At 68.9% G+C, this 347-nt stretch carries 1 protein-coding gene; it reads right to left on the reverse strand.

The window, feature by feature from the left end; genetic code table 11:
- Positions 1-242: DUF2460 domain-containing protein (locus EZM81_RS18135; protein ID WP_211195457.1), on the reverse strand; the 242-nt coding region annotated here is incomplete at its 3' end.
- Positions 243-347: the final 105 nt, after the last annotated feature.

Consider the following 347-nt stretch of genomic DNA (forward strand, 5'->3'; position numbering starts at 1 on the left):
CAGTCCTTGAAGCGGAAGCCGTGGAGGCGCCCGTTCCTTGCCTCGAAGAAGGCAACGACTGCTGCCAGATCGTCGGCGCGGCGGATGCCATAGGCGACGTCATAGCGGCGGCGGCTGTTGGCCCAGCTGGCGTTGCGCTCCTCGGCCCCGCTTGCCAGTTCCACGATCTGGGTGCGTCGCTCCGGGCCGCCGCGCGCGCCCCGGCTGATGTTGTCCGGAAACCGGACCTCGTGAAACGCCATCAGAACTCTCCTTGGTGCGTGCTCTGGTCCCCGCAACCGGTTCCCACTTGCGGGGTCGCACTCACATGCCCCTCCGGCCCAGCGACACGGCGCGGGCGATGTCGC

It is taken from the genome of Tabrizicola sp. YIM 78059, from assembly GCF_004959785.1.
Lineage (GTDB): Bacteria > Pseudomonadota > Alphaproteobacteria > Rhodobacterales > Rhodobacteraceae > Tabrizicola > Tabrizicola caldifontis.